Source organism: Microbacterium radiodurans (assembly GCF_008710705.1).
Lineage (GTDB): Bacteria > Actinomycetota > Actinomycetes > Actinomycetales > Microbacteriaceae > Microbacterium > Microbacterium radiodurans.
Genome location: NZ_VYRZ01000001.1, coordinates 572,413 through 597,850, shown reverse-complemented (window position 1 = coordinate 597,850; position 25,438 = coordinate 572,413). Strand labels below are relative to the sequence as shown.

Genomic DNA, 25,438 nt, shown 5'->3' with positions numbered 1-25,438 from the left:
TCAGGATGCCGCGGCGAACCGATCCGTCGCGGCGACCAGGGCTGCGGCGATGCCGGGCTCAGCCGCTGAATGCCCGGCGTCGTCGACCACGACGAAGTCGGCCTCGGGCCACGCGCGGTGCAGGTCCCAGGCGGTCATCACGGGCGTGCAGACGTCGTAGCGTCCCTGCACGATCACTCCGGGGATGCCGGCGAGCGCACCCGCGGCGGCATCGGCCACCAGCTGGCCCTCACGCATCCACCCGCCGTGCACGAAGTAGTGGTTCTCGATGCGGGCGAACGCCGTCGCCGCCTCGGCCGAGGTCATCGAGGCGACCAGACCCGGGTCGGGCCGCAGGGTGATCGTCGAGGCCTCCCACGTGGTCCAGGCGAGGGCGGCCGGGCCGTGGACCTCCGGGTCGGGGTCGGTCAGCCGCCGGTGATACGCCTCGATCATGCGGCTGCGCTCGAGCACCGGGATCGGTGCGATGAAGCGTTCCCACAGGTCGGGGAAGAGCGCGCCGGCACCGCCCTCGTAGAACCACTCCAGCTCGTGCCGGCGCAGCGTGAAGATGCCGCGGAGCACCAGCTCGGTCACCGCGTCGCGGTGCGTCTGCGCGTAGGCCAGGGCGAGCGTCGACCCCCACGAGCCGCCGAAGACCATCCATCGCTCGATGCCGAAGTTGCGTCGCAGCAGATCGATGTCGGCGACGAGATGCCAGGTGGTGTTGTACCGGAGGTCGGCGGCGGGGTCGCTCGCATGCGGGGTCGAGCGGCCGCATCCGCGCTGGTCGAAGAGGATGATGCGGTACTTCTCGGGGTCGAAGAACCGCCGATGCCAGGGGCTCGTCCCGCCGCCGGGGCCGCCGTGGAGGAAGACGACGGGCTTGCCGTCGGGGTTGCCCGACTGCTCCCAGTAGACGCGCTGGCCGTCGCCGACGAGGAGGAAGCCGGTCTCGTACGGCTCGAGGTCGGGGTACAGCACGTCGGCCAGCACCGACGGCACGCTCACCGCGTACCCGCGGCGGTGGAGGAAGTCATGCTTTCACGGTACCGGCGGCTCCGGCCTGCCGCTGCCACCGGTACCGTCCGCGATCACACCGCGAGCGCCGCCTCGATGTCGTCGACGAGGCCCCGGGCTCCGCGGGAGGCCTCGACCGCGTCGCCCAGGCGCCGCGCGTTCGCCGCGTATCTCGGATCGGCGAGGATGCGCCGCACGGCCACCCGGACGGCGTCCGCCGACGGTGTGCCGGTTCGCAGGTTGATTCCCACGCCGGCGTACTGAACCCGCGCAGATGTCTCGACCTTGTCCTCGGAATCTCCCGCGATGACGATCGGCACGCCGTGACGCATGGCGTGGTGGAGGCCGCCGTACCCGCCGTTCGTGACGAGCACACGGGTGCGCTCGAGCAACTCATCGTAGGGCAGGTAGCTCGCGGCGAATGCGTTCGGCGGCAGATCCGGGAGGTCGGCGACATCGCGGCCGCCCGTGGTGACGGCGACCTGCACGGGCTCGTCGGCCAGCGCCGTCACGGTGGGGAGGACGACCTCGTGGAAGTCCGTATTGGCCACCGTGCCCTGGGTCACGTGGACGAGCGGAATACTCGGATCGAGGTCCGCGAACCACGGTGGCGCCGCGGTGCGATCGGCCGACGGCTCCGTCATCGGCCCGTAGAACTGCAGATGCCCGGGGGCGTCGCTGCGCGGGTACTCGAAACCCGGCACCGTGAACTGCGCGAGCAGATCGCTGCGCGACAGCGCGTCCATGAAGAAGGCGCCGTCGAGCGGCGGCGCACCGACATCCGCGAGGAACCGGTCGAGCGCCCGGTGCACCGGACGCAGGACAGCCCGCGCGGTGACGCCCAGCATCCGGTTGCGGACGCGATTGACCACGCGCGGTCGGGTCGGCGTGATGCCGAGGCCGTACGGCGCGGCATCCCTGCTCGAGAAGCCCGCCGGTCCGATGCCGCACATCACCGTGAGGGGCCGCTCGGACGCGGGGCGCCCGAAGAGCGTCTGCACGCCGAGGAACGTCATGTCGTGGAGGACCACGTCGGAAGGCTCGGCACGCAGCAGCTCCTCGAGCCGCGCGGCGGCCGGAGCGGCGGGCTCGACGAATGCACGCTCCACGCCCCGGTTGATCGTGGCGAGTCCGCGGTCGCGGTCGTCCTCGCCGATCGAGTCGAGCGTGTCGGCCTCGGGAGGGAGAGGGTGGAATGCGATGCCCGCGCGGGTCACCATCGACTCGTAGCGGGCTCCGGTGAGCATCCGGACCCGCCAGCCGCGTCGCTGCAGCTCCCTCGCGACGACCAGCAGCGGGCCGACGTGGCCGACGGCGGGCATGCTGCACAGCAGAGCGGACCGACTCACGCTCTCGCCCCCGGGGCTGCGATGCCGGCGCCGAGATTCTCGGCGAGGTGGACGAGCTGCGCGATCAGCCAGGCGCGGTACGCGTCGACATCCCATCCGCGGACCACCGTGAAGTGAGTCCAGGGGTCGGGGCCGGTGATCAGCCCGAGAACGTCGGCCGCCACCGCGAGCTGCTCGACGCGGATGCGCCCTCGCTGCAGAAACCATCCCGCGGCGAGCGTCATGTCGCGGTGGCGGCGCAGCTCCAGATCGCGATAGGCCGCACGGACGTGGTCGTCGCTGTCGGATGCCGCAAGCATGGCGCGCACGATGGCGGCGGATCGCTGGTTGGCCGCGATGAGGAAGTCGACGTATCGAGTGATGGCGAGCTCCGTGTCGGGCTCGGCCATGATGGCGGCGAGCGCGGGGCGCTCGGTGAGCGAGTGCCGGCCCTCGTCTCCCGCGAACGATCGCTCGAAGGCGGCGATGAGGAGGGCGTGCTTCGGCCCGTTGAGGTTCACCGTCGGAATGGACACCCTCGCCTCGGCGGCGATGGCCTTGACCGACGTGGCGACGTAGCCGTCGCGGACGAACAGGCGCGCCGCTGCGTCGACGATGCTCGCGCGGGTCGACGCCGCCTCCGCCTGGCGTTGCGGCGAGTGGTAGCTGCGGGTCACGAGAGAACGCTACTTCGCCTGCGCGGAGACGGCCGCTCGTGCGATCAGGATGCCGGCGACGATCTGGCTGATCGTGGAGGCGAAGTACGCGGTGGTCACGACATCGAGGTCGGTGCTGACGGTGATGGTGACGCCGAGCAGGAGCGCGACCGCAGCCAGCACCAGCACCGCCCAGCGCGCGGACCCTCGCAGGACCCGGGCCCGCGCGATGGCGAATCCACCGGCGACCAACAACAGCGATTGAGCGACACCGAGGGAGAGGAGGAAGGCCGCACCGCCCGGCGCCAGGGGGGCGGCCTCCGGCAGGAGATAGGCGCGGAGGAGGTATGTGCTCTGGTTGGTGAGGAGGACCGCGCCGAAGCCGAGCAGCGCGACCTTGCCGATCACCGAGGAACCGGCGGCGCCGCGGCCGTCGCCGGCGCCGAGCGCGAGCGGGAACATCGCCGCTACGTGCGCGATCGTGCTCACGACGAAGAACGACCAGAAGGCCACCGCGGCGGTCGCGGAAGACGCGACACCGACCCATACCTCGATCGCGGTGGCGGCGGTGAGCAGCACCCCGCCCGTCGCGATCAGCGATCCGGCGGCGACAGGCCAGCCGTACCGGCCGCGGAGGGCGAGGGTGTCGCGGCCGACGGGTGTGTAGGTGACCATGGCATTTCTCTTTCTCGAGCGCTCAAATGGGTAAGTCACCGATATAAGCGAACATGGATGTGATGTCAAGAAGCCCCACTCGTGCGGCTTCGCGAGCTTCACTATTCACTATACGACCGTATAGGTCAAATGAGATGACTTGCGCCTCGCGACGGTGGAACGCCGGGCATAGGCTCGGTGGCATGGACGCCACCACCATCACCGTCACCGGCGCCGCCGGTCAGATCGGCTACGCGCTGCTGTTCCGCGTCGCGGCCGGAGAGATGCTCGGGCACGATCGCCCGGTCCGGCTCCGCCTGCTCGAGATCCCCGCCGGCATCCGCGCGGCCGAGGGCACCGCGCTCGAGCTGCAGGACGGCGCGTTCCCCCTGCTGCAGGCCGTCGAGGTGACCGACGACCCGCGGGCCGCCTTCGCCGGTGCGAACGTCGCGATGCTCGTGGGCGCCCGGCCGCGCTCGGCCGGGATGGAGAGGGGCGACCTGCTCGCGGCGAACGGCGGCATCTTCGCTCCGCAGGGTGCGGCGATCGCCGCGGCGGCCGCCGCGGACGTGCGGGTCGTGGTGGTCGGCAACCCGGCGAACACGAACGCGCTGATCGCCGCGGCATCCGCCGACGGGGTTCCCGCCGAGCGCTTCACCGCTCTCACCCGTCTCGACCACGAGCGTGCCGTCGCCCAGCTCGCGGCACGGCTCGAGGCGCCCGTCGCCGACGTCACCGGCGTCGCGATCTGGGGCAATCACTCGGCGACGCAGTTCCCCGATATCGCCCACGCGACCGTGGGCGGGCGCGCGGCACCGGAGCTGCTCGCCGAGCGTCTGGGGGGCACGGATGCCGCGACCCGCTGGCTCGACGAGGAGTTCGTTCCGCGCGTAGCGAGGCGCGGCGCCGAGATCATCGAGGTGCGCGGCTCGTCGTCGGCGGCCTCGGCGGCCAATGCCGCGCTGCGCCACGTCCGCGACGACCTGCTCGGCACCGGCGGCGGCCGCACCTCAGCGGCGGTCGTCTCCCACGGCGAGTACGGCGTGCCCGAGGGCCTCGTCTGCTCCTTCCCCGTGACGAGCGACGGCTCGGGCTACCGCATCGTCGAGGACCTCGACCTCGACGACCGCGGGTGCGCGCGCCTGGGCGCCTCGGTCGCCGAGCTCGTCGAGGAGCGCGACGCCGTCCGCGCGCTCGGTCTCATCTGAACCGCCACGCGTGGAACTCCTCCCCGCTCTCATCCTCGGCGTCGTCGTCGTGGCGATCTCGACGTCGCTGTCGAAGCGCCTCGGGGTCGCCGGCCCGCTGATCCTGGTGGCGATCGGGCTCGCGGCGTCGTGGCTCCCGTTCTTCCCCCCGATCCAGGTCGATCCCGAATGGATCCTCATCGGCGTCCTGCCGCCGCTGCTCTATGCGGCGGCCGTGCGGCTGCCCGCCGTGGAGTTCCGACGCGATCTGCCCTCGATCTCGGGCCTCGCCGTCGCCCTCGTGGTCGTCAGCGCGCTCGCCATCGGCGGCTTCCTCATGCTCGTGCTGCCGCAGCTGGGGTTCCCTCTCGCGGTCGCGCTCGGGGCGATCCTGTCTCCGAGCGACGCGGTCGCGACCTCGATCGTGAAGCGCCTCGGAATCTCGCCGCGCGTCGTCACGATCCTCGAAGGCGAGAGCCTGCTCAACGACGCCACCGCTCTCGTGCTGCTCCGGAGCGCCGTCGCGGCCATCGCAGGCGGGTTCGCGTTCGCCGACACGGTGGGGATGTTCGTCTGGGGCATCGTCGCCGCCGTCGTGGTCGGCATCCTGGTGGGCCTGCTCAACCTGTGGATCCGCGCCCGCATGAACACGGTCGCCGCGACCGCCCTCGGCTTCGTCGTCCCCTTCGTCGCGTACCTCCCGACCGAGCACCTCGGCGGCTCCGGACTGGTCGCCGCCGTCACCGCCGGCATCACCACGGGTCAGGGCGCGGCTCGACGCTTCACGGCGGAGCAGCGCGTCTCGGACGAGATCAATTGGCGGACGGTCGAGCTGATCCTCGAGGGCGGCGTCTTCCTTCTCATGGGGCTCGAGCTCCGCGGCATCCTCGACGACAACTACCGGCAGCAGAGCGGTCCCGGCAAGGCGCTGCTGCTCGCGGTCGCCGCCCTCGCGATCCTGCTGCTCATCCGCGCCCTGTACGTGTCGGCGCTGCTGTTCGTCCAGGGCCGCCGCGCCCGCAGCCGGCAGCGAGACCGCCTCGAGCAGATCTCGGAGCGGCTCGAGAACCTCCCGCCCGATTTCGAGCGCCGGTGGCGCGACCCGCGCATCACCCGGCGCCGACTCCCGGGTATGCGCGACCGCGTCACCCGAGCGTTCAACGACCTCGATTACTACGAGGCGTCTCCGCTCGGGTGGAAGCACGGCACGATCATCGTCTGGGCCGGGATGCGGGGCGTCGTCACCCTGGCCGCGGCCCAGACCCTGCCGCGCGAGACGCCCGATCGCGAGCTCCTCATCCTCACCGCCTTCCTCGTCGCGGTGATCAGCCTGCTGCTGCAGGGGCTGACCCTTCCCGCCCTCGTCCGGATGCTGCGCATCCCCGGCGGCGACGATGCGACGCTCGAACGCGAGGAGCGCGCGGCGCTCGAGCGGGATCTGCGGATCGCGGCGCTCGAGCGGCTGGCCGATCCGACCCTGACGACCGACGAGGGCGGGAGGTTCGATCCGGTCGCGGTGTCACGGGCCCGCGCGCGCCTCGAACGGGCGGCCGACGAGGATGCCGGCATACTCGCCCGCGAGCTCCAGCTGCTCACGATCACGACGATGCGAGCACGACTTCTCGAGCTCGCGCGCGCCGGCGCCTACTCCTCGGAGGCCCTGCGCGAGTCGCAGCGCCGCCTCGACGCGCAGCAGGTGAGTCTCGAGATGCGCCAGAGCGACGACTGAACGCGTGTCGGGCCGTGACGTGTCGGATTCGGCACCGGTTCGGCGACAATGGAAGCGTGACGACGCCGACCGATGACGACCGGACCCCGCTGCCTCCGGCCGATTACGCCGAGTCGCAGACGATCGCGCTGGCCGAGGCCGTGGCCGACGCCGGCGAGCTGCCGGCGAGCATCGCCGCACTGCAGCCGAATCCCGCCTGGTGGGCCGCCCGTCCCGCCGGTGCGCGTCTCGTCGGCCTCGTCGTCTCACGCGACGACATGCCGACCATCGTGGCCCAGCGCGACGCCCTCGCGCAGTTCGGGGTGCCGATCGAGGGGTTCCGGCATCCGGCGCCCGAGATCGGCGAGAGCTGGGAGCAGCGCCTCTCGCGCCTGTTCGGGCATCTGACCGCGGGGGACGTCGTCGTCGTCGCCGACGTGCATGCCCTCGGGCGCGATGCCGACGAGGAGACGCGCACGATCGCGGAGCTCCGCCGCCGGTCGATCATCGTCAAGGTCCTGGGCGCGCGCGCCGTCTGATCCCGCACCCAGCGGGACTCGCGGGGCGGGGCTCAGGGGATGCAGCTGCGCGTCGCCTCGCCCGCGCCGCCGTTCTCGCGGACGAGCTGCACCTCGATGCACGTGCGGCCGGACGCATCCGCGGGGAGCGTCGCCGTCGCCTCCGAGACGCGCTGCGGTGCCGCGGCCTCACCGTCGAGGGTGACGGGGTACCAGAGATAGCTGTCGCCCTCGCGCGGGTCGGGATTGGTCCACGTGAAGACCACGTCTGCTCCCGCGGCCGTTCCCGCGACGTCGCCGAGCTTCGGGACGAACCCGGCGAGGGGATCCTGGGGCGCGCCGGTCGGGGTCGCCGTGGGATCGGACTCCGCAGCCGCCGGCGGCCGCAGGAGCGTCGCGCCCGCCACGATCGCGACGACGACGAGCGCCGCGGCGCCGATCGAGAGCCCGACCCAGAGACCGGTGCGCGACCGTTTCGGCGCGGGATCCGCCCCACCGGCGACGCCGGCTCCTGCGCCGTGGGCGGCGTCGACACCCGTCGTCGCCGGGGCGACGGCGGCACCCGTCGCGTCCGGGCTCGCGGATGCTGCGCCGTGCGACGGCGCGGCTGACCGCCGCTGCACCGTGGCATCGACCGGCGGCGCGGACGGCGCCACGGTCCGCGGGCGGCGAACGGTCGGGTCGCCCCCGGGACGGAGGGCCGTCGCGTCGTCGATCGCGCCGGGGGCGAACGGCGAGCCGGCCGTCGGCGTGCCGGGCGACCCGGCACCGGGCGCGAACGGCGACCCGACCCCGCCCGACGCGGGCGCGGCGTCCTTGCGACGCGTCGAACCCGCCGGCGGCGCCGTCGTCGGCTCGATGCTGACGATGCCGCGGACGCGCGTCAGCTCGCCCTCGGCGTCGTCCTCCTCCTCGGGCTCGGGCGAATCGTCGAGGATGTCGATCGGGGTGACCGAGTGCGCGAGCTCGATCTGCACACGCTGGAGCGCACGCGCGAAGGCGACGGCCGTGTCGAACCGCTCGCCGGGGCTCTTGGCCATCGCGCGGGCGAGCACCTGCTGCAGGGAGGCGGGCGCGTCCGCTCGGTCGAGAGGCTGCAGCGGAGTCGTCTCGATGCGGGTGATGAGGTCGGCGGCGCCGTTGCGCCCGCCCGACTCCTCGAACGGCGACCTGCCCGCGAGCAGCGTGTACACGGTGGCGCCGAGCGCGTAGACGTCCGACCGCACGCCGGAGTCGGGGCCCTCTCCGAACGCCTCGGGCGGCGACCACGGAATCGACATCGCCGCCGACGCGTCGGCGGCGTCGGTGGTGGTCGCGATGCCGAAGTCGGTGAGGGCGGGGCGGTTGTACTCGGTGACGAGGATGTTCGCCGGCTTGATGTCGCGGTGCAGGATGCCGGCGCGGTGCGCGGTCTCGACGGCCGCCGCGACCTGGACGCCCACCCGCAGCGCCTCGGCGACCGAGAACGCCGCCGCGCGATAGCGCACCTGCAGGTTCGGCCGCGGGCAGTTCTCCATCACGAGGTACGGCCTGCGGTCCTCGGCGATGCCGGCCTGGTAGATCGTCACGATCGCGGGGTGCGTCGAGAGCATGGCCATGACGTTCGCCTCGGCCGTGAACTGCTCGGCCGATCCCCCGGCCATCTTCTCCGGGAGCAGGACCTTCACGGCGACCTTGCGCCGCGGCAGGTGCTGCTCGTAGAGGTAGACGTCGGCGAACCCTCCCGAGCCGAGCAGCTCGAGGTAGGTGAAGCCGGGCAGCTGGGGCGGTGGCGCCGGCGGTCGCTTGGCGTTCACGCGAGATCCTCGAACGAGATCGTGACGCCGTCGCCGATGTCGATCACGTCGCCGCCCACGATCATCGTCGGCTCGCCGGGGTGCAGCCGCACCGGGTCGTGCCCCCCGCGCAGCAGCACGGAGCCGTTGGTCGTGTCGAGGTCCACGGCGAGCACGTGCTCTCCCTCGGCGCGGATCTCGAGGTGGTTGCGCGAGATGTCCTGCTCGGGGCTCTCCACCGCGACTAGCGTCGGCAGGGCGTCGCCGGTCGCGCGGGGCGAACGCGGTCGGCGCCCGACGATGACGGTGGCGTCGAGCTCGATGACCTGGCCGTCGGAGATCCGGATGCGGCCGCGCCGCCGCGGCGCCGGGATCTCCGTCGACTCGTAGACCGCCGCGCCTGCATCGCCCGCCGCGCCCCGGCGCATCGCGCGGATGTCGGCGACGGCGATCGTCTCGCCGTCGTGGTCTCCCGCGCGCGGCGCGGCCGCGGCATCCATCGGCACGACCGCGGGAGGGGTCGACACGATCGTCGCCTCGTCTTCGGGCGACAGCGGCACGTGCGGGTCGGACGGCGCCTCGTTCGGCGCCGGGCTCTCGCGCACGATCGTCTCGCCCCAGATCGCGAGGTGGTCGTCGGCGGCGGCCGTCTCGCCGGTCGACGGCACGACGGTCTCCGCCGGCGCGGGCTCGACCGGCGCGGGCTCGGCCGACTGCACGATGAGCGCGACGGGCACGGAGTCGACCGCGGGCTCCCGATCACCGGCATCGGCTTCGGCATCGGCGGCGGGCTCGGCCGGTCCGGCCGGCTCGGCCGGTTCGGGCGCTGGGGCTTCGGGCGCCGCAGGCTCGGGCGCCGCCGCCGGGCGCGCCAGCGGGCGCATCGCCGCGAGACTGACCGCGACGGCGTCGGCGGCGACGATTCCCTGCACGACGGGCAGCGCGAGCGTGTCGTCAGCTCCCTCTCCGAAGACCGCCGTGGCGCGGTGGGCATCGGGCACCCAGCGCTCCACCCAGGTCGAGACGCCGGTGCCGGAGATCGCGACGGGCTCGGTCGCCGTCTCGACGACGAGTTCGACCGGCCCCCGCAGAGCGACGCGGAGGCCGCCCTCTTCGGCGATCACCAGCACGAAGTCCGGGATCGCCGCGAGCGACGTTCCGAACGCGCCGGTCAGCGCTTCGATGACGGCGCCGATGCCCCGCTCGCCGAGGCGGCGCCACACCGCCTCCACCGTCGGAATCGACACGTTCGGAGGAAGCGCCACGACCGTCGCCGGAGCCAGCGCGACCCGCCAGGGCTCCGTTCCCGTCGCCGGGACGTACCGGACCTCGACCATCAGGATCTCCCTCCCAGGGCCGCACGCGGCCGGGTGTCGGTGTCGGCATCGCGTCCGCCCGCGGGCACCGTGTCGAAGTCGTCGTCGCCGGGGTCTCCCAGGGCGTCGACGACGATGACGGTCACGTTGTCGCGGCCCCCGTGCAGCAGAGCCTCGTGCACCAGGCGCTGCGCGGCATCCTGCGGCTCGCGCTCCTCGTCGAGGATGCGGGCGATGCGCTCGTCGTCGAGCTCGGTCGACAGGCCGTCGGAGCAGACCAGGATGCGGTCGCCGCGCTCGGCCGGCAGCATCCAGAAATCCGCTTCGCCCCGACTGCCCGCCCCGATCGCCCGCGTGATCTCGTTGCGGCGCCGGTGCGTGGCCGCCGTCAGGGCGTCCATCTCGCCGGCGTCGACGAGCTCCTGCACGACCGAATGGTCGACGCTCACCTGCTCGAGGGCGCCTCGCGCCCAGCGATAGGTGCGCGAATCGCCGATGTTCAGCGTGAGCCAGTACCCGGCGTCGCCGACGAGCGTCAGCACGACGCCCGTCAACGTGGTGCCCGCGGCGCGCTGGTCGGAGGCGAGGGCGTCGACACGTTCGCGCGCGCGGGCGATCGCCTGGCGCACGTCGGTGTTCGACACGCTGGACGCCCCGACGAAGCGCTGGAACTCGCCGATCGCCGCCGCACTGGCGCGCGCACCCGATTCGTGTCCGCCCATGCCGTCGGCGACGAGGAAGATGGGCGACGCGGCGAGGTAGGCGTCCTCGTTCGCGCGACCGCGCAGGCCCGGGTGGGTCGCTGCGCCGTGCCCGACGGTGATGGCGACAGCGGTCACCGCGCGACCTCGACGGTCAGCCACCGATCGCCGAGCTGCAGCCGGTCGCCGCTGCGGAGCTCGATGGGCTGACCCGCCACGAGCGGTCGCGGCCCGCCGTCGCGGTCGACGACCACGCCGTTCGTCGACGACCTGTCGATGATGGCCAGACCGCCCGAGGCGAGCGGCACGAGTTCGAAATGCGTCCGCGACAGGGTGAGCGTCTCGTCCCGCAGAACGACCGTGTCGCTGCCCGGGACGCGGATCGGATCGCGGCCGAAGACCGTGCGACCGTAGACCGCCATCGTGGCGCCGTCGTCCCATCGCAGCGTCGCGCGCGCCCCGGAGTGCAGGTGGGGCACCCCGGAGAGGGGCTCGGTGTCGTACAGCAGCGCGCTCATCGGGCCACCCCCTCCGGCGCCGTCGCCGATCGACGCCGACGCCGCAGCGACCGCACGCTGAGCCGGGCGGCGAGTCGCCGCCAGACCGAGACCCGCGATGTCATGCCCACGACGATAGCGTCCACCTCGCGCCAGAACGCGTCGACGTCCTCCGCCGTCGGATCGCCCGGACCGAAGACCCGCGCGTCGGCCGAGCGGGCGAGCTCGGTGACCTCGGGCTGGGCCATAGCGGTGCCGACGATCGCGGCGCTCTCGGTGCGGGTGGCGCCGGCGGTCACCGGCGCATTGAGGTCGACGGCCCGGTCGACGAGCTCGTCCCATCCGCCCGAGATCCGATCGGCCGGACGCGCGGCGTTCCGGCGCTGCGTCCGCCGGGCGGTCTTCACGGCGCCCATGATCACGAACGGCGCGAACAGGACGATCAGCACGCCGAGGCCGATGCCGACCGGCGCGAGGATGGCGCCGATCCAGTCGAAGCCGGCCTCCTCCTCGTCCTCCTGATCGCGGTCGTTGGCGATCGCGGGGGGCAGCTCGGCGGGCTCCTGCGCGGGCGGCGGGGGCTGGAGCACCTGCGGCTTGGGGTTGGCGCGCGGTGTGGTCGTCTGCTCGTTGGGCTCGTTGTCCTCGTCGGGCGTCGGATCGAAGGGGACCCAGCCGAAGCCGTCGAAGGCAATCTCGACCCAGGCGTGCACGTTGTCGCCGGTCGCCACGAAGTCGCCGGACGGCGCGCCCTCGTCGGGGCGCCAGCCCATCACGACACGCGCCGGGATGCCGAGCTGAGCGGAGAGCAGCGCCATCGCGGCCGCGTACTGCTCGTCGTCGCCGATGATCTCGTCGCCGCCGAAGAAGCTCGTGATCCGCGCCGCGCCGTGGCCCGACGGGGAGTACGGGTCGTCCTCGAGCCCGTGGCTGAAGTAGCCGTCGGTCGAGAGCCAGGTCTGGAGGGCGCGAGCCTGCTTGATCGGGGTGTCGGCGTCGCCCACCGCGTCGGTCGCGACCTGCGACAGGCCATCGGGGATGCCGTCCTGCCGCGGCATCTTGATGGGTGCGAACTCCGCATCGGCGAGAGCCGCGTCGCTCGGGACGGTGGGCATGACCGCGTCGACGGTGTAGGTGACGCCGGGTGTGAGCCCCGCCGTCACCGCCGCCGTCCCGGTCGCGTCGTTGTAGTGCGCCGTGCGCCGGAGCTCGTCGGCACGGTCGCCGGTGAACTCGATGCTGCGGACGGCCCCGGCATCGGGCAGCCACACGCCGCCGAGGTCGCCGATGGTGATGTCGAGCTCGGCGGGCGAGCCGACGGCATCCGGCGACATGTTCGAGCGCAGCGGCGTGAACGAGCTCGACGAACCCGCCCCGTCGTTGGAGACGTTGTAGACGATGCCGTTGTAGGCGTCCATGGTGGCGAGACGGATGCGGCCGTCCTCGGGCAGGCCCGAGACGGTGAACAGCTCGGTGTCGGCGTCGTCGCGCACGAGCCCGCGGAACGACTGCAGCGGGCTCGCGTACTGCTGCACGTCGAACGGCGGGATGACGATGTCGCGCAGGACGTACCGGGTGGTGGGGGTGCTCGCGAAGGCCGCCGTGGCGACGCCCGCTCCGACCGCGATCGCGACGACCGCGGCTCCCGAGACGAGTCGGCGGATGCGGGAATGGCGAACGGTCTGCGCGTCCGAGACGTCCGTCGGCTCGATGCGGACGGCCGCATTGTTCGGGTCCCACGCCTGGCGCAGCGCCAGCCAGACGGCGGCCACGACGGCGAAGACGACGCCCTGCACGATCGGCACGGCGGGCTCGGTCATGCCGAGGAGGATCTGGCCCGTCAGGAACGCCGTCACGGGGATGAGGCTCCACGCGGCCTGCCGCAGGCGCAGCGCGAGGGATGCCGTGAGCACCGCCGCGACGAGGGTCAGCAGGAACGGGACGATGAGGTGCCCGTCGTACGGGGCGACCGGGGCGACGGTGGTGAGCAGCCGCTTCCACGACTGGATGGCGCCGACGGCGAGCTGATTCCACGTGTCGAGGGTCGGGATGACGCCGAGGACGGTCGTCTGGGGAAGCGCGAGCGCGCCGCCGAAGAGGAAGTAGGCGGCGACGGTCAGGCCCGCCGCCGGCAGGATCCCCCACCGGCGCCACGCGCACAGCCAGGCGATGCCGAGGCCCAGGACGATCGCGCCGAATCCGGCGACGAGGTGGGCCGGCCCGTCGAAGGTCGGTCCGAAGCCGACAACGGCGACGGCGAGCAGCAGCGCCACCGCGGTGAGGTCGAGGATCAGGCGGCGGGTGACGAGGGTCATGACGAGAGCACCTTGCGGATGGCGGGCGCGAGCTGGTCGAGCGCGCCGATCCTGACCACGTCGGCGTCGCCGACGCGCCGGAGGAGGGGCGAGTCGACCGAGGAATCGGTCACGACCGCCAGGGTGCGCACGCCCTGGGGCAGCCGCGCGCAGGCGAGCTTGAGCTCGGCCGCGGCGGCACCCGATCCGCACATCAGCACGACGATGGCGGCCGCGTGCGATTCGGCCGCGATGGTCCCGGCCAGGGCGACGATGCCGCCGTCTCGGGGGCGGGAGTAGTCGAGCGCCGACAGGGAGTCGAGGAGGCGGCGGCCGCCGTCGGTGCGGAGCGGGCCGCGCTGGGTGCGGGCCTCCAGCATCCGCGAGTCGCGCAGAGCGCGTCGGCCGAGCGACCCCGTGACGGAGATGGCCAGCTCGAACTCCTCGGCGCCGTCGTAGTCCGACGGGTGGGTCGAGAGCCCGAGCACGAAGTGCGAGCGGCGCGTCTCCTCGTACTGCCGCATCATCAGCTCGCCGACGCGCGCGGTCGACTTCCAGTGCACGTGCCGGAGGTCGTCCCCCGGCTGGTACTCGCGAAGGGCGTGGAACGACACGTCGTCGCTCGCGAGCTGCGTCGACGGCAGACCCTCGAGGTCGCGCAGGCGACCGAGCGAGAGTCCCTCGAGAGCGACCGTGCGGGGGTGGACGTAGAGGTCGACGGCCTGACGGCGGTCGCTGCTGCGCTCGAAGAGACCGAGGGGGTCGCCGCGCAGCACGCTCACCGGGCCGACCGCGAGGACACCGCGCGCGGTCGTGGGGATGGCGAACAGCTCGTCGTGCTCGGCCTTCGGCGCCAGCCGGGGCACATCGAACTCGCCGCGGCCCGAGCCGACCGGCAGAACAACGCGGGAGGGCAGGATCGACCGGGACGTGCTGTTGACGAGCGACAGCCCGCCGATGGCGCGCTCGCCCACCACGACGTGCGTGCGGGTCAGGTCGAGCTCGACGTCGTAGGCGGTGCCGCCGAAGAGGAACGGCACGCTCAGCACGACGATCGCCGTCAGCACGACGGCGGCGATGATCATCTCCTGCCATCCGAAGGCCAGAGCCACCCACCACAGCACGACGGTCGCCGCCAGGAGCACCCAGCCGAGCGGGCGGACGGTCCGGGTGATGACAGCGATCGCACGGCGGGTGACGCCCCACCACGTCTCGAGTCGCTCGCGCACCACCTCGACGCGCGTGGGCGCGACCGCGGTGACGGGTGCGGCATCCGCCGACAGTGTCGTCGACCCGACCGTCACGGTCCGCCCGACCGTCGTCTCGGCTGCGGTGTTCGCGGCCGTCGTCTCGGCCGCCGGGGCTGTCGTCATCGAGCGTCTGCCCGCGCCAGGGGCGCCTCGACGTCGGCGAGGGCGTTCGTCATGACCGACTCGGCGGTCGTGCCGGTGAACTCCGCCTCGGGGTCGAGCACCAGGCGGTGCGCCCAGACCGGGACGGCGAGCAGCTTGATGTCATCGGGCACGACGTAGTGCCGGCCCTGCGCGGCGGCGTAGACCTTGGCGATGCGGATCATCGCGATCGCCCCGCGCACCGAGACGCCGAGTCGGGTGGTGGGCGCGTCGCGCGTTGCCTCCACGAGCTGGGCGGCGTAGCGGGCGACGACGGGGTCGATGTGCACCGTCGAGGCGAGGTCGGCCATCTCGCCGACCGCGCGCGTCGTGATGACGGGCTTCAGTCCCGCCGACGGGTTGCGGTCGACGGCGCCCACGAGGATCCGCTCCGAGACGGCGAGCGTCGGATAGCCGATCGAGGTCTTGACCATGAAGCGGTCGAGCTGGGCCTCGGGGAGCTTGTAGGTTCCGGCCTGCTCGATCGGGTTCTGCGTCGCGATCACGAGGAAGGGACGACCGACCTCGTGGGCGACGCCGTCGACGGTGACCCGCGACTCCTCCATGACCTCCAGCAGGGCCGACTGCGTCTTCGGCGAGGCGCGGTTGATCTCGTCGGCGAGGACGATCGAGGAGAAGATCGGCCCGCGGTGGAACTCGAACCGCTTGTTCGCCTGGTCGTAGATCGTGACACCCGTCACGTCGGAGGGCAGCAGGTCGGGCGTGAACTGGATGCGGTTCGACGTGCCCTGAACGCTGGCCGCGATCGCCTTCGCGAGGCTCGTCTTTCCCGTGCCGGGCGCGTCCTCGAGCAGCACGTGCCCCTCGGCGAGCATCGCCGAGAGGACGAGCGCGACGACCTCGCGCTTGCCGAGCACCGCGGTGTCGACGTTGTCGATCAGGCGCGTGAAGGTCTCCCGGAACCAGGCCGCCTGTTCGGGTGTCATGCTCATCGTTCGTTCTCGTTCCTCATGAGGGGTGGGGTCCGCGGGTCTTCCGTGCGATCGTGCCGACGCGCCGATCACCAGGGCGCATGCTCGGTGTCACCCCAGCCGACGATCTTGGCGTAGATGTCGCGACCGTCCGCACCGATGTAGCACTGCAGCTCGAACGTTCCGTTCGACGGCACGTTGTACGGGCCGCTCCACGTGTTGAACTTGCGTCCCGCGTCGTAGCAGTCGACGTTGTAGCTGCCGCCCGGGAAGTTGGACGTGTGCACGCGCAGGCGGAAGCAGCCGTTCACGCAGCCGCCGACCGGGGTGCCCTTCTCGACCCACGCGCGCGCCGGGGGCGGCGGCGGCTGATCCGGCGTGCGCACCGAGGCGGAGGCGGACGTCGTGTTGCTGCCCGCCGCGCTCGTGCGCACTTCGATCGACTGGGTGCTGCTCCAGCCGACGTCGCCACGGTTGTTCGTGCCACTCGCATCGACCCGCTGCCACCCGCCGCCGTTGATGCGGATCTCGGTGGTGATGTCCCGGCCGTTCCGTGCCGGCGACGACCACGAGAGCGTGACGCGGTTGCCGTCGCGCGTCGCGCTGGCCGACGGGTTGCCGATCTGGCCGTACGGCGCCACCTGGTTCGATGCTCCCGAGGGATCGCTCGTGTAGGTCGACCCGTCGGCGCTGGCGATGGCGCGCACCCGCACCGAGTACGAGCCGTTGTTGTTGACCTGACCGTTGCCGATCGTGCCCGATCCGCCGTTGCCGCCGCCGGCCCAGTCGCTGCGCCAGCCGCCGTTGTTGACGGAGTACTCGTAGCGGACCTCGCCGGCGTTCGCGCCGTTGAGGGGACCCGCGGTCCACGTGACGCCCACACGGTTGTCACCCTCGGTCGCGGCCACCCCGGTCGGCGCGCCGGGCGGCGTGAAGGCACGGCGCGGCGCGGACGGTGAACTCCACTCGCCCCAGCCGGCCTTGTTCTGGGCGCGGACGGTGAAGGTGTAGTCGGTCGTCGAGGTGTCGACGGTGACCGCCTGGCTGGTCTGCCCGGCGGGCACGTTGATCGTATTGACGACCGATCCGCCACGCTGCACGTTCAGCTGGTACCCGGCGATCTCGTCGCCGTTGGTCGCGGGCTTGTTCCACGACACCTGCATCTGCGAGCGGTTGCCGACGGGATCGAGGCGCTGCGTGCTCGGCGCGTTCGGAGCATCCGGCTTGCCGGCCGGCACCATCGCCTGCGACCACACGCTCCAGCTCGAGGGCTCGGGCGCGCGGTTGTGGGCGCGGACGCGCACCTGGTACGAGATGCCGTTCTGGAGGCCGTCCCACGTGATGGTGGTGCCGGTGACGCCGGTCTTCTCCGCCACGCCGTTCGGCGGCGCGGGCGAGATCTGGAGGCTGTAGCTCTCGACGGGCGAGCCCTCGGTGCGGGGCACCGTCCACGAGACCTGCAGGCTGCGGTCCCCGAACACGAGGCTCGGCGGATTGGGCGTCTCCGGACGCTGATCGGGACGGGCCGTCTCCGACGGCAGCGAGGGGTCCGATTCGCCGACGCGGTTGGTGGCGGTCACGACGAAGTTGTATTCGACGTTGTTCGTCAGACCGTCGAGGGTGCAGGTCGTCGAGCGGCAGGCCTTCGTGTACCCACCCGAGGTCGACGTGACGGTGTACCCCGTGATCGGCGTGCCGTTGTCGATCGGCGGCGACCACGACATCACGACGGTGCGACTTTCGACGCTCGTGACCGTGGGCTTGCCGGGAGCGTCGGGACGCCCCTGCACGGTGATGCGGATGTGCCCCTCGACCTCGCGGTCGGGGTCGTTCGTGGCATCCGCGATGCGGTAGCGGACGACGAGCGTGCCCACGAAGTCCGACCGGCTCGTCACTTCGACGCGGTCGCCGGAGACGATGGCGTCGGCACCCGTCGTCTCGGTGTAGGCGCCGACGACCTTCAGCGGTGTCTCGGGGAAGGGGTTGACGTCGTTGTCGAGCACGGGCACCGAGATGGTGGCGCCCTGGTCGGCCTCGGTGATGACGTCGTCGTTGGCCGTCGCCAGCGGACGCGTCGATGCCGTCACCGTCACCGCGATCGCCGCGGTCACCGGGTCGGACTCACCGTCGGTCACGCTGACCTGCAGCGAGACGGTCGTGCCCTTCTGGATCGTCGTGTCGGCCGAGACCGAGAGCACCGAGCCGTCCACGGAGGCGCTGATGCCCGCGGGTGTGCCGCCGGCGAGATCGAACTCCAGGTTGCCGGCGTCGTCGGGATCAGGATCCGACGCGAGAGCCGCGAGGTCGAGCGTGCGGGGATCCTCGCCCTGCGCGACGTCGAGCTGTGCGCCGGTCATGGTCGGCGGACGGTTGTCGGGCGGGGTGACCGTGATGGGGATCATCAGCGTCGCCTTGCGACCGTTCGGGTCGTCGGGCCCGGCGCCGTCGGTCACCTCGAAGGTGAGCGCGTCCTGGCCGAAGTAGTCGGCCGCGGAGGTGTAGGTGAGGGTCTGCTCGTCCTTGATGAGCGAGCCGCCGTTGGCGTGTGCGGCCGTGACCTTCTCGGCCTCGGTCACCACGACGGTCCGCCCGCCCGATGCCCGGACGTACTCGGCGAGGGGCAGGTCGACCGTCTCACCGCTCTGGACGACGAGGGGCTCGGTCGAGATGAGGCTCGGCGGCAGCTCGGTGAGGGACGGCACGTGGATGAAGGCGGCGGCCGTCAGGCCGTCCTCGTCGGTGATGTAGTACGTGATGAGCTGGCGCGCCTCCGTCAGCTGCACGCTGACGGACTTGCTGGAAAGCAGCGTCGCGTTCTCCGCCCCCTCACCGAGGGTCACCTCGAGGGCGGCTCGCGTGCCGTCGGGGTCGTCGTCGTTGTCGAGGACGGCGACCTCGGCCACGCCGTTCTCATCGACGTCCTCGGCGCGCACGCGGTCGTCGCGGGCGATCGGCCGCTGGAGCGGCACGTCCTCCTCGACCGTGATCTGCACCGGTGCGGTCGCCTGGAGGCCGCGGGCGTCCTCGATCGTGTACTGGATGCTGGTGTTCATCGGCTCGGGCGGAGCGGTGATGATGACCTGCTCGCCCGACACCTCGGCATCCAGGCCCGGGACGTCGGGGATCTCGAGCGCGTCGGCTGCGAAACCGAAGAGGTCGCCGTCGGGATCGGAGTCGTTCTCGAGCACCGAGACCGCCACCTGGCGGCCGGGGCGCATGATGACCGAGTCCTTCACCGCGTATGGGGCCTGGTTCGTCGTCTCGGGCGGCGCGATGCCCACCTGCACGCGGGCGGTTCCCTCCTTGCCGAGGCGGTCGCGCACCCGGTAGGTGAAGGAGTCCGAGCCGACGCTCGTGTCGAAGGCCTCGTAGACGAACGTGTTCGATCCGGTCTCGACGATGCGCCCCTTGCCCGGGGAACTCGCGATACCGGTCAGTTCGACCGAGTCGCCGTCCTCGTCGATGCCGTCGAGCGGCACGGGGATCGTGACGCGCGACCCGCTCAGCGTGCGCGCCGTCAGGTCGCGCGGTCGCGGCGCGGCGTTCGCCTCGTCCTGCATCGGCAGGATCTGGATGGTGACGTACGCACCCGCGCGCTGGCCGGTGCTGTCGACGGCCTCGTAGGTCGCGTTGACGGTCTTGGCCTCGGGGCCGGCGCGGAAGCGGAGCTTGTCTTCGGAGACGAAGATCTGGCCGTCGGCCTCGTCGATGAGCGGCGGGATCAGGTCGGGCGCGACGGTGAGCTTGTCGCCGTTGGGGTGCGAGTCGTTGGCGAGCACATCGATCGTGACGACGTCGCCGACCCGGACGACGGCGGTGTCGTTGTTCGCGATCGGAGGCCGCAGGCGCTCGGGTGCCGGGATCGGGATGACGACGATCTCGCCCGTGGCCGACTGCTTGCCGTTCGAGATCGTGTACGACACCCGCGTCTGCTGACTCAGCGAGCCCTGGTCGGTGATGCGGACGGTCTCGTGCCCGAGGACGGCGGCGTTGACGCCGCTCTCGGAATCGGACGTCACCGACTGGACGACGAGGATGCCGCCGGCGGGATCGGTGTCGTTGCCGAGGACGTTGACGAGCACGTCGCCACCCGTCGGCAGGAGCGCGACATCGCGCACCGCCACCGGCGGCAGATCGGTGTCGGCGGCCGGCAGCACGTCGACGCGCACGAGGCCGGGAACGCTGTTCGGCCCCGACGAGACCAGGTAGTCGACGTAGTAGGTGTTGACGACGTCGGAGGAGAACGTGAAGGTCTGCTCGGCGAAGTCGGTCTGGATCGTCGCGCCCTCGACGTCGTCGACCCGGGTGAGGCGGAGGGGTTCGCGGCCGGCGCTCGTGTCGTTCGTCAGCGGCGAGACCGTCACCGACTGGCCGACGCGCGTGACGACGTGATCGGCGTTGGTCACCGGTACCGTCGTCCCCGGCGGGCGGACATCGATGCGGAGGACACCGGGGCCGTCGTCGGTGCCGTCCGACACGATGATCGGGACGTCCTTGCGCCCCTGCACGGCGCCGATCGCGCGGTAGGTGATCTGGCCGTCCGAGGTGAAGTCGGCTTCGTCGCCGCCGTCCGTGACGACGGACTTCAGGAAGATGTCGTCGCCGTCGGGGTCGATCCACTCGGTGAGCACGTTGTACGAGGCGGTGCCTCCCGCCTCCACCGTCACCGGCGTCACGCGCTGCTGCGCGGGCGGGGAGTTGACGTCGAAGTCGCGCACCGTCAGCGAGACGGTGGCGGACGCCTGCCCGCCGCGACCGTCATCGGCGGTGTAGGTGAACGAGGTGGACCCCGAGGCGTCCTCGGGGACGGCGATCTGAAGCGCCCCGCCGTTCTGGATCTGCGAGATCTCGCCGAAGGCGGGATCGCTCGTCGCCGAGGCGACGAGGACGTCGCCGTCGGCGTCGGTGTCGTTGAAGAGCACCGGCAGCACGGTGGTGCGGCCCGGGCGCACACCGAACTGGTCGTCGACCGCGATCGGCGGCGTGTTCTGTTCGCTGCGTTCGGGGAGAGCCGTCTCGACGGTCTCCTCCGTCGTCTCCTGCTCCTCGTCACCGGTGCCCTCGGGGGGAGTGATGTCGGGCCAGTTGTCGACGCGCTGCATGTTCTCGCTGGCGAGCCAGGCGGCGCCGCCGAACACGTCGTTGAGCACGACGACGTCGCGGTTCACCCGGAATTCGAGCTGCGCGGTGGGCTCGATGCCCTCGATCTGCTGCACGACGTCGTCGGCCTCGCCGGGGCAGTCGCGGACGAACATACCCGACCCCGACCAGGCGCCGTAGGCGCAGCCGCCCACGAAGACGGGCTCGGCCGCCACGCCCTCCGCGCCGGCGTCGATCGTCGTCGTCTGTCCGCCCGGGGTCACGCGCAGCAGAGCACTGCTGGTGCTCACGGTGAGCGCGTCCGTCGAGTTCGACGGCCGCTGCAGACGCGCCTCGCTCGGCAGGGAGGTCTGACTCCCGTCGCCGCCGAAGAGGGTCGATGTCTCCTCGTCGAGGACGAAGGGGACGCGGCCGAGAGACGTGATCGCGAGGGGGTGGTCCTCCGCGACGCCCGGGAGGTCGCGCTCCGCGGTCTGCGCGACGGTGCCGTCGCCGACCGGAGCGTAGGCGTAGAGCGAGGCGCCCGCCGCGGAGGCGGCGTAGATCGTGCCGTCCGTGCCGACCGTGGCAGCGGCGCCGTCGCCGAGCTCGGCGATCGGATCGTTCCCGTCGAAGCTGAAGCCGTTCACGCCGGCGAACTGGACCGTCCGGAGATCACCGGCGGCGTCGAGCACCGACACCGTGTCGGAGCCGAGCGCGATGCTCGCTCCCGGCTGCACCTCGGCCGTTCCGGAGAGGACGACCTGGGCGGGGTCGACCGCCGACATCGCCGACCCGTCGGCGTCGACGACGATGACCCGTGCGCCGGACTGGAGGATGTCGTAGTCGGCAGTCGCGGTGCGAAGGCTCCCGTCGAGGACGCGCGATTCGTTGTTGAAGTGCCCGACGAGCAGGCTCGACTGCTTGGTGACCCAGACGCCGCCGTCGTGGAGGTCGACCTCGGTGGTGGGGTCGCCCTCGTAGGCGACCGCGAGCGTGCCGACGGTCAGGGCGGCGATCGTGACGATGCCGGTCGAGATCAGCGTGCGCGGACGTGCGCGCAGCCACGCTGCGGATTTCATCGTGCTCGGCTCCCCCCGGGCGAGTGCGCGGCGTCGAGCTCCGAGAAGAAACCGGGCGCGCACTGGACCAAACTGCGAGTCAACCCTACGTCAGGCGTCGACCGGCCCGTCACGCTTGACATGGGGAGTTCTCCCCATGTGCATCGACGCGCCGATGTGAGTCAGGAGGAGACGTACCGGCGCAGGTGCTGTGCGGTGAGGGTGTCGCCGTCCGCGACGAGCTGCGCCGGCGTGCCCTCGAAGACCACGCGACCGCCGTCGTGGCCGGCACCGGGGCCGATGTCGATCAGCCAGTCCGCGTGGGCCATCACGGCCTGGTGGTGCTCGATCACGATGACGGTGTTGCCGGCATCCACGAGGCGATCCAGCAGCGCGAGGAGGTTGTCGACGTCGGCGAGATGCAGGCCCGTGGTCGGCTCGTCGAGGACGTAGACCGCGCCCGTGTTCGCCATCGAGATCGCGAGCTTGAGGCGCTGCCGCTCGCCGCCCGAGAGAGTGTTGAGCGCCTGACCCAGTGTGAGGTAGCCGAGGCCGACGTCGATGAGCCGGCCGAGGGTGGCGCGAGCCGGACCGGATGTGAAGAACTCGGCCGCTTCGGCCGCGCTCAGGGCGAGCACCTCGGCGATGTTCTTGCCGTTCAGGGTGTACTCGAGCACCTCGGCGCTGAATCCGGTGCCTTCGCACAGATCGCACGGGGTCTCGACCGAAGCGGTGATGCCGAGCTTCGTCACGATGACGCCGAGCCCTTTGCACGCGGGGCACGCGCCCTGCGAGTTCGCGCTGAAGAGCGCCGGCTTCACGCCGTTCGCCTTCGCGAAGGCCGATCGGATGGCGTCGAGCATGCCGGTGTAGGTCGCGGGGCTGCTGCGCCGGTTGCCGGTGATGGGCGACTGGTCGACGACGATCACTCCGGTCCTGCCGGGGAGGTTCCCGTGGATGAGCGACGACTTCCCCGACCCGGCGACGCCGGTGACGACGGTGAGGATGCCGGTCGGCACATCCACGTCGACCTTCTTCAGGTTGTGCTGGTCGGCTCCGCGGATCGCGAGCGCTCCCGTCCGGACGCGGACGGCATCCTTCAGCCGCGCGCGGTGATCGAGGTGACGGCCGGTGAGCGTGTCTGATGCCCGGAGACCGGCGACGTCGCCGGTGAAGCCGATCCGGCCGCCGCCCCGCCCGGCCCTGGGCCCCAGGTCGACGACATGGTCGGCGATCTCGATCACCTCGGGTTTGTGCTCGACGACCAGCACGGTGTTCCCCTTGTCGCGCAGCCCCTCGAGGAGCCGGTTCATCCGCTGGATGTCGTGGGGGTGCAGACCGGCGGTCGGCTCGTCGAAGACATAGGTCACATCGGTGAGGCTCGACCCGAGGTGGCGGATCATCTTCGTGCGCTGCGCCTCCCCACCCGACAGCGTGCCCGACGACCTGTCGAGCGAGAGGTAGCCGAGCCCGATGTCGACGAAGGAGCTCACGGCGCTCCGGAGCGCGTCGATGAGCGGCGCGACCTCGGGGCTGTCGACGGTGGCCAGCCAGGCGGCGAGATCGGTGATCTGCATGGCTGCGGCATCCGCGATGCTCACACCCTGGATCTTCGATGACCGCGCACCCTCGTTGAGTCGCGTGCCGTCGCATTCCGGGCACGGCATGAATTTCACCGCGCGATCGACGAACGCCCGGACGTGGGGCTGGAGCGCGTCGCGATCCTTCTGCAGCATCGACTTCGTGACCTTGGGGACGAGTCCCTCGTAGGTCATGTTGATGCCCTGGATCTTGACCTTGGTGGGCTCCTTGTAGAGGAAGTCCTGCAGCTCCCGTTCGGAGTACTCGCCGATCGGCTTCTCGGCGTCGAGGAGTCCCGACTCGCTGTACCCGCGAACCATCCACCCGTCGGGGCTGTAGCCCGGCACGCTGATCGCGCCACCGGCGAGGGACTTCGAGCGATCGAACAGCTCGTCGAGGTCGATGTCGCTGACTTCGCCGAGGCCTTCGCAGTTCGGGCACATGCCGCCGGTGATCTCGAACGAGCGGCGCTCCTTCTTGCCCTTGTCCTTGCCCACGGCGATCGTGACGGCGCCGGCGCCCGACACCGATGGGACGTTGAACGAGAAGGCCTGCGGCGATCCGACGAAGGGCTGGCCGAGGCGGCTGAAGAGGATGCGGAGCATCGCGTGCACGTCGGTGGCGGTGCCGACGGTCGAGCGCGCGTTCGCGCCCATCCGCTCCTGGTCGACGATGATCGCCGGGCTGATGTTCTCGAGCGCGTCGACATCGGGGCGCCCGATCTGCGCCATGAACTGCTGGATGAACGTCGGATACGTCTCGTTGATGAGTCGGCGCGACTCGGCGGCGATGGTGCCGAACACGAGCGAGGACTTTCCCGACCCGCTCACGCCGGTGAACACCGTGAGGCGGCGTTTGGGGATGTCGACGTCGACCCCCGTGAGGTTGTTCGCCCGGGCGCCCCGCACCCGGATCGTGTCGTGCGCGTCGGCGATGTGGTCGTCGGATGCCGCGGCCATGACGGGCCCTCCTGTCGGTCGTCTCTCATCATGGCGTGCGATGCCGACATCCGCGCGTCCCCCTCGTCCCCCGGCCGGCGGCTAGCCTGACGGGATGCCGGACCTCATCCTCGGACCCGACGGCCTCGCGCGCTGCGGCTGGGTGGGCGACGACGCCGAGTATCGCCGCTACCACGACGAGGAGTGGGGTCGCGCGCTCCACGGCGACCGGGCGCTGTTCGAGAAGCTCAGCCTCGAGGGCTTCCAGGCGGGCCTCAGCTGGATCACCATCCTGCGCAAGCGTCCCCGCTTCCGCGAGGTGTTCGCAGGATTCGAGCCCGCTCGCGTGGCGGCCTTCGATGGCGACGACGTCGAACGACTGATGCTGGATGCCGGCATCATCCGCAATCGCGCCAAGATCGAGGCCGCGATCGGCAACGCGCGCCTCCTGCTCGAGCTGGCCCCCGGTGCGTTCGACGAGCTGATGTGGTCATTCGCGCCGGCACCGGGCCGCCCCCGGCCGCGAAGCTTCGCGGACGTCCCCGCCGTCACGCCCGAATCCACCGCCATGAGCGCGGCGCTGCGCACGCGAGGCTTCCGATTCGTCGGCCCGACGACGATGTACGCGCTCATGCAGTCCGGCGGCATGGTCGACGACCACCTCGTCGGCTGCCATCGCGCCGGCTGAGCACGCGTCCCCTCCCCGCGCCCGCGGCTCTGCGCCAGCCGTGCCGGTCCGTTCTCAGGAGAAACGGCACCGGGCACAGCCGCCACCGGCCCGTACCCCCGCTTCGTCCTGAGAACCGGCCGAAAGGGCCGCCCG

General features: G+C 71.7%; 17 protein-coding genes. 4 read left to right on the top strand and 13 right to left on the bottom strand.

Translation table 11 applies throughout. From position 1 onward, the window contains the following. The 4 genes from pip to F6B42_RS02810 all read right to left on the bottom strand — a co-directional run bounded on the left by pip (position 1) and on the right by F6B42_RS02810 (position 3,658). Positions 1 to 990: a prolyl aminopeptidase gene (pip, locus tag F6B42_RS02825; RefSeq protein ID WP_150418067.1), complete on the bottom strand. Its 990-nt coding sequence runs from the start codon at positions 988 to 990 to the stop codon at positions 1 to 3. Between the two features lie 83 nt (positions 991 to 1,073). Further along, complete coding sequence (locus F6B42_RS02820) at positions 1,074 to 2,321, bottom strand: glycosyltransferase (protein ID WP_191089246.1); 1,248 nt, start codon at positions 2,319 to 2,321, stop codon at positions 1,074 to 1,076. A 23-nt stretch (positions 2,322 to 2,344) separates the two neighbouring features. Next, positions 2,345 to 3,004: a TetR/AcrR family transcriptional regulator gene (locus F6B42_RS02815; RefSeq protein WP_150418065.1), complete on the bottom strand. Its 660-nt coding sequence runs from the start codon at positions 3,002 to 3,004 to the stop codon at positions 2,345 to 2,347. A gap of 9 nt (positions 3,005 to 3,013) precedes the next feature. Beyond that, positions 3,014 to 3,658: a hypothetical protein gene (locus tag F6B42_RS02810; RefSeq protein WP_150418064.1), complete on the bottom strand. Its 645-nt coding sequence runs from the start codon at positions 3,656 to 3,658 to the stop codon at positions 3,014 to 3,016. 182 nt (positions 3,659 to 3,840) lie between these two features. Here F6B42_RS02810 and F6B42_RS02805 point away from each other — a divergent pair, with 182 nt between their 5' ends. The 3 genes from F6B42_RS02805 to F6B42_RS02795 are packed head-to-tail and all read left to right on the top strand — an operon-like array spanning position 3,841 to position 7,071. Then, a complete protein-coding gene (locus tag F6B42_RS02805; protein ID WP_150418063.1) occupies positions 3,841 to 4,845 on the top strand; it encodes a malate dehydrogenase in 1,005 nt (334 codons plus the stop codon). A 10-nt stretch (positions 4,846 to 4,855) separates the two neighbouring features. Continuing rightward, a complete protein-coding gene (locus F6B42_RS02800; protein ID WP_150418062.1) occupies positions 4,856 to 6,553 on the top strand; it encodes a cation:proton antiporter in 1,698 nt (565 codons plus the stop codon). Between the two features lie 56 nt (positions 6,554 to 6,609). Further along, positions 6,610 to 7,071, top strand: a complete 462-nt coding sequence (locus F6B42_RS02795; protein WP_191089245.1) for a dehydrogenase — start codon at positions 6,610 to 6,612, stop codon at positions 7,069 to 7,071. Positions 7,072 to 7,103: 32 nt separating this feature from the next. On the opposite strand, the gene F6B42_RS02790 is transcribed toward F6B42_RS02795, so the two are convergent. The 9 genes from F6B42_RS02790 to F6B42_RS02750 form a co-directional block, all read right to left on the bottom strand. After that, on the bottom strand, positions 7,104 to 8,846 hold the full coding sequence (locus F6B42_RS02790; RefSeq protein ID WP_150418061.1) for a serine/threonine-protein kinase: 1,743 nt from the start codon (positions 8,844 to 8,846) through the stop codon (positions 7,104 to 7,106). After that, complete coding sequence (locus F6B42_RS02785; RefSeq protein ID WP_150418060.1) at positions 8,843 to 10,162, bottom strand: FHA domain-containing protein; 1,320 nt, start codon at positions 10,160 to 10,162, stop codon at positions 8,843 to 8,845. The genes F6B42_RS02790 and F6B42_RS02785 overlap by 4 nt, the downstream gene beginning before the upstream one ends. Continuing rightward, positions 10,162 to 10,980, bottom strand: coding sequence for a PP2C family protein-serine/threonine phosphatase (locus F6B42_RS02780; RefSeq protein WP_150418059.1), 819 nt, complete (start codon positions 10,978 to 10,980; stop codon positions 10,162 to 10,164). Before F6B42_RS02780 ends, F6B42_RS02785 begins: the two co-directional genes overlap by 1 nt. Next, the gene (locus F6B42_RS02775; protein ID WP_150418058.1) at positions 10,977 to 11,360 is read right to left on the bottom strand and encodes an FHA domain-containing protein; all 384 of its coding nucleotides are present in this window, start codon (positions 11,358 to 11,360) and stop codon (positions 10,977 to 10,979) included. The genes F6B42_RS02780 and F6B42_RS02775 overlap by 4 nt, the downstream gene beginning before the upstream one ends. Further along, on the bottom strand, positions 11,357 to 13,654 hold the full coding sequence (locus F6B42_RS02770; protein ID WP_150418057.1) for a transglutaminase-like domain-containing protein: 2,298 nt from the start codon (positions 13,652 to 13,654) through the stop codon (positions 11,357 to 11,359). The genes F6B42_RS02775 and F6B42_RS02770 overlap by 4 nt, the downstream gene beginning before the upstream one ends. Further along, complete coding sequence (locus F6B42_RS02765; protein WP_150418056.1) at positions 13,651 to 15,006, bottom strand: DUF58 domain-containing protein; 1,356 nt, start codon at positions 15,004 to 15,006, stop codon at positions 13,651 to 13,653. Before F6B42_RS02765 ends, F6B42_RS02770 begins: the two co-directional genes overlap by 4 nt. Further along, positions 15,003 to 15,977, bottom strand: coding sequence for an AAA family ATPase (locus F6B42_RS02760; protein WP_150418055.1), 975 nt, complete (start codon positions 15,975 to 15,977; stop codon positions 15,003 to 15,005). Before F6B42_RS02760 ends, F6B42_RS02765 begins: the two co-directional genes overlap by 4 nt. A 68-nt stretch (positions 15,978 to 16,045) precedes the next feature. Further along, on the bottom strand, positions 16,046 to 22,117 hold the full coding sequence (locus F6B42_RS02755) for an Ig-like domain-containing protein (protein ID WP_150418054.1): 6,072 nt from the start codon (positions 22,115 to 22,117) through the stop codon (positions 16,046 to 16,048). A gap of 161 nt (positions 22,118 to 22,278) precedes the next feature. Continuing rightward, the gene (locus F6B42_RS02750) at positions 22,279 to 24,636 is read right to left on the bottom strand and encodes an ATP-binding cassette domain-containing protein (RefSeq protein WP_150418053.1); all 2,358 of its coding nucleotides are present in this window, start codon (positions 24,634 to 24,636) and stop codon (positions 22,279 to 22,281) included. Positions 24,637 to 24,730: 94 nt separating this feature from the next. Between F6B42_RS02750 and F6B42_RS02745 the strand changes: the two genes are divergently transcribed. Further along, on the top strand, positions 24,731 to 25,303 hold the full coding sequence (locus F6B42_RS02745) for a DNA-3-methyladenine glycosylase I (protein WP_150418052.1): 573 nt from the start codon (positions 24,731 to 24,733) through the stop codon (positions 25,301 to 25,303). The last annotated feature ends 135 nt before the right edge of the window (positions 25,304 to 25,438 follow it).